We start from the raw sequence: 14,014 nt of genomic DNA on the forward strand, positions 1-14,014 counted from the left end.
CTGCGCGAGGACGGCGCCGTCTGGGCCCGACAGCGTCGGACGCCGCTCCGAGCGGTGCGCGCACGCCGTAGGGTGCACAGCATGTCGAGCCCGCAGTACGACCGTATCGACCGTGCCATCCTCGCCCACCTCCAGCGCCACGGCCGGACCCCCAACGTGGACCTCGCCGAGGCCGTCCGGCTCTCGCCGTCCTCCGCGCTGCGCCGCACCAAGGCGCTGGAGGCGGACGGGGTGATCGCCGGGTACCGGGCCGAACTCGACCGGGACCGGGTCGGGTTGGGGCTGACGGTGTTCGTCGCGCTGCGGGTGGAGCAGCACTCGCGGGAGACCTCGCGCTCCATCGAGGAGGCGCTGTGCGCGATCCCCGCGGTGGTCGCCTGCCACGTGGTCTCCGGCGAGGCCGACTTCCTGGTGGAGATCGCCGTCCCCGACCTGGCCAGCTACGAGCAGGTCCTGCTGGACGAGATCCTCGCGGTCGGCCCGGTCCGCGACGCCCGCTCCACCTTCGCCATCCGCACCGTCCGCTCCCGGGGCCCGCTGCCGCTCGACCACTGGCCGCCCCGGCGGGGCGGGTGAGGGTTCCCCGGGGCGGGGAACCGGGCGTCAGGAAACCGTAAGGCCGGGGGCGGCGGGCCCGCCGGGCGTCCTCCGTAGGGTGAGGGGCATGACCACCACCACTGCTGGAAACACCGGGGCGCAACGGGTGACGGACCGTCAACCCACCGCCGAACTGGGCGTCATCGGGGGATCGGGTCTGTACGCGCTGCTCGATGATGTCGTCGAGGTGCGTGTGGAGACGCCTTATGGGTCGGCGTCGGATGCGTTGTTCGTGGGTGGGGTGGGTGGGCGGCGGGTGGCGTTCTTGCCGAGGCATGGGCGTGGGCACCGGTTGCCGCCGCACCGGATCAATTACCGGGCCAATGTGTGGGCGTTGCATGCGTTGGGGGTGCGGCAGGTGTTGGGGCCGTGTGCGGTGGGCGGGCTGCGGGCCGAGTACGGGCCGGGGACGCTGCTGGTGCCGGACCAGTTCGTCGATCGGACGTCGGGGCGGGTGCAGACCTATTACGACGGTCGGGTGCTGCCGGACGGTTCGGTGCCGGAGGTGGTGCACGTGTCGATGGCCGACCCGTACTGCCCGCGGGGGCGGGCGGTGGCGTTGGCGGCGGCGCGGGGCCTGGCCTGGGAGCCGGTGGACGGGGGCACGCTGGTGGTGGTCGAGGGCCCGCGGTTCTCCACCCGGGCGGAGTCGCGCTGGTTCACCGCCAACGGCTGGTCGGTGGTCGGGATGACCGGGCACCCGGAGGCGGTGCTGGCCCGCGAACTCGGCCTCTGCTACACCTCCCTGGCCCTGGTCACCGACCTGGACGCGGGCGTCGAGACCGGCGAGGGCGTCACCCACGCCGAAGTCCTGGAAGTCTTCGCCCGCAACGTCGACCGCCTGCGCACCGTCCTGTTCAAAGCCCTGGAATCACTGCCCACCACCCGCGACTGCCCCTGCTCCCACGCCCTGGACGGGATGGTCACCGGCCTGCCCGGGGTGCCCTCCTGACGGCCCGGCGGACGAGGGCGGCGAGCGCGGCCGCAGCGGCGCTCGCGGCGAGGAACAGCAGCCCGTTGCGGAGGTACGGCAGCGGCAGCAGCGTCGGGTTCCCGCGGTCGTCGCCCGCCCGCAGCACCGCCGGAACGGCCACCGCACCCACCGCCGCCGCGACCACCAGCCAACCCCGCAGCACCGGCCGCCCCGCGAGAGCCGCCCCCACCCCGCACACCAGCGCCAGCCACACCCCGTCGTGCAGCACCAGCAGCCCGGCGGCCCACAGCAGCACGTCGAACGGGTCGCTGACGTGGGGATCGGTGAGCAGGCCGGTCAGGCCGGTGAGGAGCAGGGCGAGGCCGCCGAGCAGGAGGGCGGTGCGGACGGGGCGCATGGGGGCTCCGGGGGAGGGAGGAGGGGCGGGGGTCAGAGGGGGTCGATCCGGGTGACCCACTTGGTCTGGAGGACGCCGGGGCGGTTCGGGGCGATCAGGCGGGCGGGGAAGCCGTGGTCGGGGGTCAGGGGGCGGCCGTCCAGGGCGAGGGCGAGGAGGGTGCGGGGGTGGTCCGCGTAGGGGGCGGGGACGTCGGTGGTGCGGTAGGGGCCGTCGGCTTCCAGGGAGGTGACGCGGACGGCGGAGCCGGGCGGGAGTCCGGCGCGGCGCAGCAGGTCGGGCAGCGGGACGCCGGTCCAGCGGCCGTCGGCGCTCCAGCCCTCCACGCAGGCGATCGGGAGGACGGCGGTGGTCTGGGGCAGGGCGCGCAGGGCGGCGAGGTCGAGGCGGTAGGGGGTCGGGCCGTTGACGGTGAGGTGCCAGTCGGCGGGGACGGTGGCGGTCCCGGCCTGCGCGGCGGTGCGGTTGACCGGGAGGGCGCTGCCGCCCGCGCCGGGGCGGCGCGGGGCGAACAGGTCGAGGGCGCGCAGCCACGGCACGGACTGGCCGGCCGTGGTCAGGGTGACCGCCCCGACGGCCGTCGCCGTCGCCGCCAGCAGGGCCCGCCGCCCGGCGAGCGGGACGGTGCCGGACCGCCGCCAGTGCGCGGCGATCGCCGGGGCCTTGACGGCGAGGTGGACCAGCAGCGCGCCGACGGCCGTCCACGCCGTCCAGTAGTGGGTCTGCCGGAACGGGAACGGCCACGGGTACCACTGCAAGGTGTTCAGCAGCCCGGTGAACAGCTCCAGCAGGACGGCCGCCACCAGGGCGGCGACCGCCGCCCGCTCCAGGGCGTGCCGCACGCTCCGGGCCGGCGGCCACTCGAACAGGCGCGGGTACACCGACCACAGCTTCGCGCCCGCCAGCGGGACCGCCGCCAGACCGCAGGCCACGTGCAGCCCCTGCGTCACCCGGTAGCCGCCGGCCGGCCGGGTCGGCAGCCCGACCGCGAGCAGCCAGCGCGGCGGGTCCTGGAGCAGATGGCTGACCAGGCCGGTGGCGAAGCACAGCAGCAGCGCCGCGCCCAGCCAGCGGCCCAGCACCACGGCGGTGCGCGGACCCCGGGCCGGGGACCGGAACGCCCCCGCCCGGAACGGGCCGCGCCGCAGCGCGTCGGGCGGGGCGGGCAGCGGCCGGTCGAGCCGCCGACGGGCAGCCGGAGGAAGGGAGTTCACGTCCTCCATCGAAGCGCGACCGGGCCCGGCGGACGGGCTGCGACCTGCTTACGGAATCCGAACGTCGGGCGGATCGGGAGTCGCGCGGGCGGATCGGCGGGGTGCTTACGGAACGCGAACGGCCGGGCCCGGCCCGGCCGTTCGGAGGCGCAGCGGTGCCAGGGTGGAGCGGTGACCGGACGACCCGCACTCCTCTGCGCCCTCGCCCTGGCGGCCCTGGCCGGGTGCCTCGTGCTGACCTTCACCACCGGCGGCACGCTCGGCAACCGCCCGCCGCTGTACGGCTGGTACGCCGCCGACGCGCTGCTGTTCGGCGGTGCGCTGCTCCTGCTGCGCCGGGTGCCGGAGCGGCAGGTGGCGCGGCTGGTGCTGGCCGGCGGGGTGCTGGTGGCCGCCACCGGGCTGCTCGTGCCGCCGCGCACCAGTGACGACGCCCACCGGTACGTGTGGGACGGGCGGGTGCAGGCGGCCGGGATCTCGCCGTACGCGCACGCCCCGCAGGACCCGGCGCTCGCCCCGCTGCGCGACCCCGGGCTGTTCCCGGCCGACGACGGCTGCCGGGGATGGGACGAGCGGCGCACCGCCGACGGGGCCTGCACCCGGATCAACCGGCCCGCCGTGCACACCGTCTACCCGCCGCTGGCCGAAGCCTGGTTCCTCGCCCAGCACCCGTTCGGCGACCGGGTCCGCACCGCGCAGGCCGCCGGGGCGCTGCTGGCCGTCGCCACCACCGGCGCGCTGCTGGCCGTCACGGGCGGACGGCGGCGGGCCGCGCTGTGGGCCTGGTGCCCGGGCGTCGCGGTGTGGGCGGTCAACGACGCGCACGTGGACGTCCTGGGCACGCTGCTGACGGTGGCCGGGCTCGGCCTGGCCGTCCGGCGGAGGGCCGCGGCCGGCGGCGCGCTGCTGGGGGCGGCGACGGCCGTCAAACTGCTGCCCGCGCTGGCCCTGCCGGGGCTGCTCTCCGGGGCGCTGGGCGGCGCGACGGGCGGCGGGGGCCGCAGTCGCGGGGCGTTCCGGGCCGGGCTCGGGGCGGTCGGGGCCGCGGGCGGGGTGTTCGCGCTGTGCTACCTGCCGTACGTGCTGGCGTCCGGCACCGGGGTGCTCGGCTACCTGCCCGGCTACCTGCGCGAGGAGGGCTACCGGCAGGACGGCCTGGAACGGTTCGGACTGCTGCGGGCGGCCCTGCCCGACCGGGCGGTCCCGTGGGCCGCCGGGCTGCTGCTCGCCGCGCTGGTCCTCCGGGTGCTGCGCCGGGGTGACCCGCGACGTCCCTGGCGGGGCGCCCTGCTGGTGACCGGCGGGGCCCTGCTGCTGGCCGGCCCCGGGTACCCCTGGTACGGGCTGCCGGTGGTCGCGCTGGCCGCCCTCGACGGCCGCTGGGAGTGGCTGGCGGTCCCCGCCGCCGCCCAGGTCCTGTACCTGGCGGGAGGGGAACGGGTGCAGCAACTCGCCTACGGGGCCGCCCTGTCGATCGTCCTCGCCGCGGCCTGGCGGCGGTCCCGCCTGGCGGCCGCGGGGGCGGCCGCGGTCCCGGGTCCGGTTCCGGCACCAGGTGTGGGACCGGCTCCGGCTCCGGCTCCGGAAGAGATGACGGAAGTCTGACAGCGCCTCCGCGGCCCTGGTCAACGGCCCGGCGGGCTGGTCGAATCGGCCCGTGGACGCAGACGACGGAACAGCCGGAACAGCCGGGACAGCCGGAACGGACGGGGCAGCCGGAGCGGCGGAGCGCGGTGCGCCGGTCGGGCGGCGGGTGGTGCTCGGGCTGCTGGGGCTCGGGGCGGCCGGGGTCGCGGCCGGGCCCTGGCTGCAGCGCGCCCAGGACGCGGTCACCCGCAGCGACCCGACCGGGCTCACCGGGCTGCTGCCCGGCGGGGGCGGGTTCCGCTACTACTCGGTGACCGCCTCGGTACCCGACCGCGGGGAGGCCGACTACACCCTCACCGTCGACGGCCTGGTGGACCGCCCGACCACCCTGCGGCTGGCCGACCTGAGGTCCCTCCCGCAGCGCCGGATCGTCCACGACGTGCAGTGCGTCACCGGCTGGCGGGTGCCGGCCACCCCGTTCGAGGGCGTCCCGCTGTCCGCGCTGCTGGACGCCGCCGGAGTGCGGGCGGACGCCCGCGCGGTGAGCTTCGGCTGCTTCGACGGCGCCTACACCGAGAGCCTGACGCTGGAACAGGCCCGCCGCGACGACGTCCTGGTCGCCCTGCGGATGCAGGACACCCCGATCGGCCACGCCCACGGCGGACCGGTGCGCCTCTACGTGGCCCCCATGTACTTCTACAAGTCCGCCAAGTGGCTGTCCTCGATCACCGTCACCGACACCGTCCGCCCCGGCTACTGGGAACGGCTCGGCTACGACGTGGACGCCTGGGTCGGCCGATCGAACGGACGCGACGATGCCCCGACCGCCTGACCGCCGGCCCCGCTTCACCCCCGCCCAGCGCCGGGCCCACCGCGCCACCGCCGCGCTGATGCTCGTCTGCCTGGCCACCGCCGCCTGCCTCTACCTGCCGCCGCTGTCCCAACTCGTCGGCCGCCGGAGGCTGGTGGCCACGGTGCACGAGTGGAGCGGCCTGCTGCTGCCCGTCCCCCTCCTGCTGGCCCTCGCCACCCGGGCGATGCGCCGCGACGCCACCCGGCTCGGCCGGTTCACCGCCGCCGACCGCGACTGGCTGCGCGCGCTCCGCCGCCGCTCCCCGCACCGGCCGGCCGGGAAGTTCAACGCCGGGCAGAAGCTGTACGCGCAGTGGACGCTCGGCACGATCCTGGTGATGCTCGGCACCGGCCTGCTGATGTGGTTCACCCACCTGGCGCCCGCGGTCTGGCGGACCGGTGCGACCTTCGTCCACGACTGGTTCGCGCTCGCCGTCGCCGTCGTGGTGGCCGGCCACCTCCGGATGGCCGCCCGCGACCCCGAGGCCCGGCGCGGCATGCGCACCGGCAGCGTCGAACGGGACTGGGCCGCGCGCGAGCACCCCCAGTGGACGGAGGAAGGACAGCCGGCCGGGGCGGAGCGGCGGACGGAAACCGCAGGGCGGGGGTGACCCCCTCACCGACCCCCGACCCCCGTGGGGTCAGGGGCGGTGGAGGGCGAGGAAGGACCGGCCGTGGGAGCGCCACTGTTCCCGGTGGGCCAGTCCGGCGGTGCGGGCGTGGCGCAGGGCGGCCGCCGGGCCGCAGCGGGCCCAGGGGAACGGGGGGCCGGCGCCGTCCGGGCCCTCCACCCGGACCGGCACCACCTCGTCGACCTCTTCCGGTGCGGTCTCCACCAGTACCAGCCCGCCCGGCGCGAGCAGTCCGGCGGAGCGGGCCAGCAGGGCGGCGGGGTCACCGCCGATGCCCAGGTTGCCGTCGGCGAGGAGCACCGCGCCCCAGCGGCCCTCGGCGGGCAGCCGGTCGAACACCGAGCGGTGCAGGGCGAGGGCGCCCAGGCCGGTGGTGCGGTCCACCGAGGCCGCGCAGACGTCCACTCCCAGCGCGGGCACCCCCGTCGCCAGCAGCTCCGCCACCAGCCGGCCCGGACCGCACCCCAGGTCGAGCACCGGTGCGGACAGCCCCCGGCAGCGGGCCAGCAGCCCGAGGTCCGCCCCGGCGGCCGGCGCGCACCAGCGCTCCACCTCCAGCGGCACCCGCCCGCCGTCCGTCCGGCGCAGCCACAGCGGTCCGCGTCCGGCCCGCACCGCCCGCCCGAACGGGTCGTCCGCCCAGGGCACGGCGCTCACCGCTCCGCCCGGGGCGGGCCGGCGGGGAGCGGGGCGCGGCGCTGGTGAGCCGGGCGTGCAGGGCGGCGAAGCGGCCGCCCGGGGCCAGGGCGGCGACCCGGGCCGCGTCCTCGGGGTGGTCGACGTCCAGCAGCGTCGGCAGCCGACGGACCGTCAGGCCGGCCTCGTCGAGGCGGCGGTGCAGCGCGCGGCCGGTGCCGGAGGTGGACATCGGGACGCCGTGCAGCAGCCGGGCGGCCAGCGCCGGGGTCGGGCGGGCCAGGCCGAACGCCCAGAAACCGCCGTCCTCGGCCGGGCCGAACCAGGCGTCGACGCCCGGGCGCTCGGCGGCGGCGAGCGGCGCGGCCAAGGCCGCCGGGTCCAGCTGCGGGGTGTCCATGCCGACCAGCAGCGCGGGGGCGTCCGGGGCCAGCCGGGCGGCGTGCCCGAAGGCCGCGGCGAGCCGGCGGTCCAGGCCGCCGCCGTCCTGCGGCAGCACCTCCCAGCCCGGCGGCAGCCAGTCGCCCGGGGCGCCGTCGAGCACCAGCAGCCGCCGCCCGGCCGGGACGCGGCCGAGCGCCGCCAGGGTGTCGGCCAGCGCGGCCGCGGCCAGGGCCGCCGCCTGCTCCGGGGTGAACCGCGAGGTCAGCCGGGTCTTCACCCGCCCCGGCACCGGCGACTTCGCCAGCACCAGCAGCGTCGGCGGCGGCGCGGCCAGCACCGCCCGCATGTCGCGCACCGCCTGCCGGGTGCCGCGCACCGTCCCGGTCACCTTGGAGCGCCCCGCCCGCGGCCGGTAGTCGACCGGGACCTCGCCGATCCGCATCCCGGCCGCCGCCGCCCCGAGCACCATCTCCAGCGGGTAGCCCGAGCGGCGGTCGCCCAGCCCCAGCGCCAGCAGCCGGTCCCGGCGGGCCGCCCGCATCGGCCCCAGGTCGTGCAGCGCCGCGCCGGTCAGCGCCCGCAGCCGCCGGGCCAGCACCGCGTTCGCCAGCCGGGCGTGCGGCGGCCACGCGCCGGACGACACCGGCCGCCGCCGCCCCAGCACCAGGTCGGCCGTGCCCGCGAGCACCGGCCCGGCCACCCGGGGCAGCTGCGCCGGGTCCAGCGAGCCGTCGCAGTCCAGGAAGCACACCAGCTCGGCGTCGGCCGCCAGCAGCCCCGCGTGGCAGGCCGCGCCGAAACCGCGCCGCGGCTCCGTCACCACCGTCGCCCCCAATTCGGCGGCCAGCGCCGCCGAACCGTCCCGCGAACCGTTGTCGACCACGATCGCCCGCCAGCCGGCCGGCACCCGCCCGAGCACCCAGGGCAGCGCCCGGACCTCGTCCAGGCAGGGCAGCACCACGTCCACCGAGGACGGGAAGAGAGGAGGAGTCACAGCCGCCACGCTAACCACGCCGCCCCCGGCCGCGGCCGCTCCGCCGCCTTACGGAAGTCGTACGGAGGCCGTGCGGAGACCGTACGGCGGTCGTACGGAGGCCGTGCGGCGGGGAGAAGCGGGGCGGGGCGGGAGCGGGCGGGGCCGGGAGACCTTACGGAACCCGAACGGCGGCCCGGACGGCGGCCCGGACCGGACCGGCCCACCCGCCCGGGCTCGTATCCTCGGCCGGGTGACCCACAGCCCCGCCCCCGCCGAACCGCCGGAGCCCGCCCGCGTCCTGGTCGTCGACGACGACCCGACCGTCGGCGAGGTGGTGGCCGGCTACCTCACCCGGGCCGGCCACCTCGTCGACCGGGCCGAGGACGGACAGCACGGCCTCGACCTGGCCGAACGCCACCGGCCCGACCTGCTCGTCCTCGACCTGATGCTGCCCGGCCTGGACGGCCTCGAAGTCCTCCGCCGCCTGCGCGCCCGCCCCGACCGCCCCGACCTGCCCGTGGTGCTGCTCACCGCCAAGGGCGACGAGGCCGACCGGATCCTCGGCCTGGAACTCGGCGCCGACGACTACGTCACCAAACCCTTCAGCCCGCGCGAACTCGTCCTGCGCGTCCAGTCGATCCTGCGCCGCGCCCGCACCGCGCCCGCCCCCGCCGCCCCGCTGCACTCCGGCGACCTGGCACTCGACCCCCGAGCCCGCCGCGCCCACCGGTCCGACCGCGAACTCCCGCTCACCAGCCGGGAGTTCGACCTGCTCGCGTTCCTGCTCCGGCACCCCGGGACGGTGTTCTCCCGGCAGGAGCTGATGCAACGGGTCTGGGGCTGGGACTTCGGCGACCTGTCCACCGTCACCGTCCACGTCCGGCGGCTGCGCGAGAAGATCGAGGACGACCCGGGCGCACCCCGGCTGATCACCACCGTCTGGGGCGTCGGCTACCGCTACGACCCGGCCGGGCCGGACCGGGGTGCGGGCGTGGACACGGGCGCGGGCGGTGCGGCGTGAAGGACCTGCTGCTGATCGCGCTGTTCGCCGCGCTCGGGGCGGCCGCCGCCGGGCTGCTCGGCCTCGCCGCGCTGCGCCTGCTGCGCCGCCGCTCGCTGGCGCTCACGCTGTTCGCCGTCGCGGTGGTCAGCGTCCTGGCCGTCACCTCGGGGACGTTCGCGGTGGCCCAGGCGATGTTCCTCTCCCCCCACGACCTCGGGGTGGTCGGCACCGTCCTGGCGATGGCCTCGGTGGTCGCGCTGCTCACCGCCGCGCTGCTCGGCCGACAGGTCACCGCGGGCGGCCGGGCGCTGGCCCGGGCGGCCCGCACCGTCGGCGGCGAGTCCGGGTTCACCCCGCCGGACCGGCCGCTCGGCCGGGAACTCGCCGCGGTCAGCGCCGAACTCGCCGCGACCAGTGCCCGGCTGGCCGAGTCCCGGGACCGCGAACGGGCCCTGGACACCTCCCGGCGCGAACTCATCGCCTGGATCTCGCACGACCTGCGCACCCCGCTGGCCGGCCTGCGCGCGATGGCCGAAGCCCTCGAGGACGGCGTCGCCGAACAGCCGGAACGCTACCTGGCCCGGATCCGCACCGAAGTGGAACGGCTCACCGGCATGGTCGACGACCTGTTCGAACTCTCCCGGATCCAGGCCGGGGCCCTCGCCCTGGCCCCCTCCCGGATCTCCCTGCACGACCTGGTCGACGACGCCCTGGCCGGCGCCCACCCGCTGGCCCGGCAGCGCGGCGTCCGGCTCGAAGGGCGGCGGATCGCCGCGGACCCGGTCGAGGCCGACCCCCGGGAGATCACCCGGGTGATCGGCAACCTGCTGGTCAACGCGATCCGCGCCACCCCGCCGGACGGCCTCGTCGCCGTCTCCGCCCACCGCGACGCCGACACGGTCGTGCTCGCCGTCACCGACGGCTGCGGCGGCATCCCCGAACCCGACCTGCCCCGGGTCTTCGAGACCGGCTGGCGCGGCACCCCCGCCCGCACCCCCCGCCTCCCCGGCCCCGCGGGCCCCACCGGCCCCGGAACGCCCGATGCCACCGACAGCGGTGCCGGTCTCGGCCTGGCCATCGTCCGCGGCATCGTCGAGGCCCACGCCGGCCGCGCCCGGGTCCGCAACGTCGACGGCGGCTGCTGCTTCGAGATCACCCTCCCCGCCGCGCGGAGCGGCTGACGGGAACGGAGGGGGCAGGGGGAGCAGCTCGGCTGACGGAGGGTCAGACCGGCTGCGCGGCCGGGGCGGTGGCGAACTCGGCGAGGCCGGTGGCGAAGGGGACCCGGGGGCGCCAGGCGAGTTCGGTGCGCAGCCGGGTGGAGTCGGCGGTGATGTGGCGGACGTCGCCGAGGCGGTACTCGCCGGTGGTGTGGGGAGCGGGGCCGCGCAGGGCGGTGGCGAGGGCGCGGGCGAGGTCGCCCACGGTGCGGACCTCGCCGCTGCCCACGTTGTAGGCGCGGGTGCTGCCCGGCGGACGGTGCGGCAGGGCGGCGAGGGCGGCGGCGTTCGCGGCGGCGACGTCGGAGACGTGGACGAAGTCGCGGCGCTGGGCGCCGTCCTCGAAGACCCGGGGGGCCTCGCCGCGGGCGAGCGCGGAACGGAAGAGGGCGGCCACGCCCGCGTACGGGGTGTCGCGGGGCATGCCCGGGCCGTAGACGTTGTGGTAGCGGAGGGTCAGGACCCGGCCCGCGCAGGTGCGGGCCCAGGCGGCGGCCAACTGCTCCTGGGCGAGTTTGGTGACGGCGTACACGTTGCGCGGGTCGGCGGGGGCGTCCTCCGCGACCAGCCCGGGGAGCAGCGGGGCGGCGCAGCGCGGGCAGGGCGGTTCGAAGCGCCCGGCGGCGAGCTCCGCGGCCCGCCGCGGGCCGGGGGCGACCGGCCCGTGCACCGGGCAGCGGTACGCGCCCTCCCCGTAGACCACCATCGAGCCCGCCAGCACCAGGTCGCGCACCCCGCGCCGGGCCATCGCGGCCAGCAGCACGGCCGTGCCCAGGTCGTTGCACCCCGCGTAGTCGGGGGCGTCGTCGAAACCGGTGCCCAGACCGACCATCGCGGCCTGGTGGCAGACCGCCGACACCCCCGCCAGCGCCGCCTCCACCGCGTCGCTGTCCCGCACGTCGCCGTGCCGGAACTCCGCGCCCGGGGGCACCGCCACCGGCCGCCCCGAAGGGTGCACCGCGGGCAGCAGCGCGTCCAGCACCCGCACCTCGTGGCCGGCCGCGAGCAGCGCGCCGACCACCGCGGAACCGATGAAACCGGCCCCGCCCGTCACCAGGATCCTCATGCCCGGGACGCTACCCGGGCCCGCGGCCGACCCGGCCGGGACGGACGGCGCCGTCACGGACCGGTAAGGACCTCGCGCAAGGACCTCGCGCCGACGGGGGAGTCGGGGCCTTCGGGTTCGCCATGATCCGCTCTCCGGTGGGTGGGGGAGGTGGGTGGCCGGTCGGGGACTTCGGATCCCCGACCGGGGTGGAAGCGGGCAGCCCGGAGCGCAGGCCGACGATCTGCCCGGGGCAGATATTCCAACGTTGGAACGAGCGGACAGGACGGCATGCAACCATCGGCCGCGCCGCATGTCCAGACCTCCGGCGAAAGTCTCCGGGCGGCTCGGCCGGAGCGCTGCGGACTCCGCCGCGCCCACCGGGAGGAGGAGGCGGCACGCAGTATTGACTTCATTGGTTCAGTCCAAATAGGTTCACCGCGCAGAATTTGTACTGCACAACTCAACTGCCCCGGAAGGGTTCTGGCGCCCCCTCACCCTGCTTCAAAAGGGCGACCGCAGCGCTGCGCACCACACCCTCCCCCCTCACGTGCACCGGTGGACTTCGGCCCGGGCGCGTGCGGGGCACCGGCCCCCTCACCGATCCCCCGCGATCGGATCCCCACTCGGAGGCTGAACACATGCGACCCCAGCAGACACGGACACGACACCCGCGGTGGCGCAGAGCGCTCTCGCTGCTCCCCGCCGCCGCGCTCACGGTGGCCGCCACCATCAGCGCGACGACGACGGGCACCGCGGTCGCGGCGCCCGCGCCCCCGTCGGGCTTCTCGCTCACCTGGAGCGACGACTTCAACGGCGCCGCCGGCACCGGCATCGACCAGGGCCTGTGGAAGTACGACACCGGACCGGGCAGCAACTTCGGCACCGGCGAGATCGAGACCATGACCAGCAGCACCTCGAACGTCTACTACGACGGCCAGGGCCACCTGGTGCTCCAGGCGCTGCACTCCGGCTCCGACCCGCGGGCCGGCTGGACCTCCGGCCGGGTGGAGACCCAGTCGGCGGCCTTCGGCGCCCCGGCGGGCGGGGTGGTGCGGATCGAGTCCGTCCTCCAGCAGCCCGACGTCACCACCTCCAACGGCGCGGGCTACTGGCCGGCCTTCTGGATGCTCGGCGCGCCGCTGCGCGACGGGGTGACCTGGCCGAAGTCCGGCGAGATCGACGTCATGGAGGACATCAACGGCCGCAGCTCGGTCTTCAGCACGATCCACTGCGGGGTCAACCCGGGCGGCCCGTGCAACGAGTCCACCGGCATCGGTTCGGGCGAGCGCGCCTGTCCCGGCTGCCAGAGCGGCTTCCACGACTACGCGACCGAGATCGACCGCTCGGTGTCGCCCGAGCAGATCCGGTTCTACCTGGACGGGAACAACTTCTACACCGTCAACGCCAACCAGGTGGACGCGACGACCTGGGCCAACGCGATCGACCACCCGTTCTTCATCATCTACGACCTGGCGATCGGCGGCGGCTTCCCGGACGCCTTCGGCGGCGGCCCGAACGCGGCCACCGTCTCCGGCGGCAAGCTGATCGTCGACTCGGTCGCCGTCTACAACAAGGGACCGGGCTCCGGGGGCGGCGGTGGCACGGTGACGGGCCAGACCATCACCGGGCCGGGCGGCAAGTGCGTGGACGTGGCCGGTGACGACACCGGCGGCGACGGCACGGCCGTGCAGCTGTGGGACTGCCAGTCGGGCGCCAAGGACCAGCACTGGACCTGGAGCGGCCAGACCCTGCAGACCCTCGGCAGGTGCCTGGACATCGCGGGCGGCAACAGCGCCGGGGGCACCAAGCTCCAACTCGCCACCTGCAACGGCGGCGGCTACCAGAACTGGGTCCGCCAGAACGACGGCTCGCTGCGCAACCCGACCAGCGGCCGGTGCGTCGACTCGCCCTCGGGCGCCACCGCCAACGGCACCCGGCTGCAGATCTGGGACTGCAACGGCTCCGGCGCACAGAAGTTCGCCATCGGCACCCCGATCTACGGGCCGGGCGGCAAGTGCGTGGACGTGGCCGGTGACGACACCGGCGGCGACGGCACGGCCGTGCAGCTGTGGGACTGCCAGCCCGGCTCCCAGGACCAGAAGTGGACCTGGAGCGGCCAGACCCTGCAGACCCTCGGCAGGTGCCTGGACATCGCGGGCGGCAACAGCGCGGGCGGCACCAAGCTCCAGCTCGCCACCTGCAACGGCGGCGGCTACCAGAACTGGGTGGCCAACGGCGACGGTTCGCTGTCGAACCCGACCAGCGGCCGGTGCGTCGACTCGCCTTCGGGCGCCACCGCCAACGGCACCCGGCTGCAGATCTGGGACTGCAACGGCTCCGGCGCACAGAAGTTCGCCCTGGCCTGAGCGGACGGACACGGCGGCGCGGACCCGCGCGGGTCCGCGCCGCCGGACGTGCTGCCGAGCGTGCTGCCGCAGGAGAGGAAGACCCGTGCGGCCGCACCGCTCCCGGCCCTTGAGCCTCGGATCGGAATGCACCCGATGGGGTGAAACGCCGCCCCGCGACCACGCCGC

The 14,014-nt window shown here is 76.6% G+C and carries 12 protein-coding genes and 2 pseudogenes; 8 read left to right on the forward strand and 6 right to left on the reverse strand.

Annotated elements, in window-relative coordinates:
- Window positions 1-81: 81 nt before the first annotated feature.
- Window positions 82-576, forward strand: coding sequence for an Lrp/AsnC family transcriptional regulator (locus OU787_RS33905; protein WP_030464641.1), 495 nt, complete (start codon window positions 82-84; stop codon window positions 574-576).
- Window positions 577-664: 88 nt separating this feature from the next.
- Entirely contained in the window at window positions 665-1,549 is an 885-nt protein-coding gene (locus OU787_RS33910; RefSeq protein WP_268661719.1) for an S-methyl-5'-thioadenosine phosphorylase, read from the forward strand.
- Here the strand turns inward: OU787_RS33910 and OU787_RS33915 are convergent.
- Both OU787_RS33915 and OU787_RS33920 read right to left on the reverse strand, forming a co-directional pair.
- A complete protein-coding gene (locus tag OU787_RS33915) occupies window positions 1,521-1,928 on the reverse strand; it encodes a hypothetical protein (RefSeq protein ID WP_268661720.1) in 408 nt (135 codons plus the stop codon). The two genes, OU787_RS33910 and OU787_RS33915, sit on opposite strands and share 29 nt — an antisense overlap.
- Window positions 1,929-1,960: 32 nt before the next feature.
- Window positions 1,961-3,076, reverse strand: a complete 1,116-nt coding sequence (locus OU787_RS33920; RefSeq protein WP_268661972.1) for a molybdopterin-dependent oxidoreductase — start codon at window positions 3,074-3,076, stop codon at window positions 1,961-1,963.
- 237 nt (window positions 3,077-3,313) lie between these two features.
- Here OU787_RS33920 and OU787_RS33925 point away from each other — a divergent pair, with 237 nt between their 5' ends.
- The 3 genes from OU787_RS33925 to OU787_RS33935 are packed head-to-tail and all read left to right on the forward strand — an operon-like array spanning window position 3,314 to window position 6,192.
- Complete coding sequence (locus OU787_RS33925) at window positions 3,314-4,747, forward strand: glycosyltransferase 87 family protein (RefSeq protein WP_268661721.1); 1,434 nt, start codon at window positions 3,314-3,316, stop codon at window positions 4,745-4,747.
- Window positions 4,748-4,799: 52 nt separating this feature from the next.
- Window positions 4,800-5,561, forward strand: a complete 762-nt coding sequence (locus tag OU787_RS33930) for a molybdopterin-dependent oxidoreductase (RefSeq protein ID WP_268661722.1) — start codon at window positions 4,800-4,802, stop codon at window positions 5,559-5,561.
- Window positions 5,545-6,192 (forward strand): cytochrome b/b6 domain-containing protein, encoded by a 648-nt coding sequence (locus OU787_RS33935; RefSeq protein WP_268661723.1) that lies wholly within the window; start codon window positions 5,545-5,547, stop codon window positions 6,190-6,192. Before OU787_RS33930 ends, OU787_RS33935 begins: the two co-directional genes overlap by 17 nt.
- Before the next feature lie 30 nt (window positions 6,193-6,222).
- On the opposite strand, the gene OU787_RS33940 is transcribed toward OU787_RS33935, so the two are convergent.
- From OU787_RS33940 to OU787_RS33950, 3 genes and pseudogenes are all read right to left on the reverse strand, one after another.
- The gene (locus OU787_RS33940) at window positions 6,223-6,870 is read right to left on the reverse strand and encodes a methyltransferase domain-containing protein (RefSeq protein ID WP_268661724.1); all 648 of its coding nucleotides are present in this window, start codon (window positions 6,868-6,870) and stop codon (window positions 6,223-6,225) included.
- Window positions 6,871-7,132: 262 nt separating this feature from the next.
- Window positions 7,133-7,579: pseudogene (locus OU787_RS33945) on the reverse strand (DUF2064 domain-containing protein); the annotation flags it as partial.
- A pseudogene (locus OU787_RS33950) lies at window positions 7,553-8,200 on the reverse strand (glycosyltransferase family 2 protein); the annotation flags it as partial. The pseudogenes OU787_RS33945 and OU787_RS33950, both read right to left, overlap by 27 nt.
- Window positions 8,201-8,459: 259 nt before the next feature.
- Between OU787_RS33950 and OU787_RS33955 the strand changes: the two are divergent.
- Together OU787_RS33955 and OU787_RS33960 are read left to right on the forward strand one after the other, a co-directional pair.
- A complete protein-coding gene (locus OU787_RS33955) occupies window positions 8,460-9,230 on the forward strand; it encodes a response regulator transcription factor (RefSeq protein ID WP_268661725.1) in 771 nt (256 codons plus the stop codon).
- Complete coding sequence (locus tag OU787_RS33960) at window positions 9,227-10,393, forward strand: sensor histidine kinase (RefSeq protein ID WP_030464082.1); 1,167 nt, start codon at window positions 9,227-9,229, stop codon at window positions 10,391-10,393. The genes OU787_RS33955 and OU787_RS33960 overlap by 4 nt, the downstream gene beginning before the upstream one ends.
- Window positions 10,394-10,436: 43 nt before the next feature.
- Here OU787_RS33960 and OU787_RS33965 read toward each other — a convergent pair whose 3' ends face one another.
- On the reverse strand, window positions 10,437-11,498 hold the full coding sequence (locus OU787_RS33965) for an NAD-dependent epimerase/dehydratase family protein (RefSeq protein WP_268661726.1): 1,062 nt from the start codon (window positions 11,496-11,498) through the stop codon (window positions 10,437-10,439).
- A gap of 620 nt (window positions 11,499-12,118) precedes the next feature.
- Between OU787_RS33965 and OU787_RS33970 the strand changes: the two genes are divergently transcribed.
- Window positions 12,119-13,846, forward strand: coding sequence for a ricin-type beta-trefoil lectin domain protein (locus OU787_RS33970; RefSeq protein ID WP_268661727.1), 1,728 nt, complete (start codon window positions 12,119-12,121; stop codon window positions 13,844-13,846).
- Window positions 13,847-14,014 lie beyond the last annotated feature (168 nt).

Origin of the sequence: Kitasatospora sp. YST-16, from assembly GCF_026802215.1 — a bacterium.
In the GTDB taxonomy this organism is placed as follows: Bacteria; Actinomycetota; Actinomycetes; order Streptomycetales; family Streptomycetaceae; genus Kitasatospora; species Kitasatospora cineracea.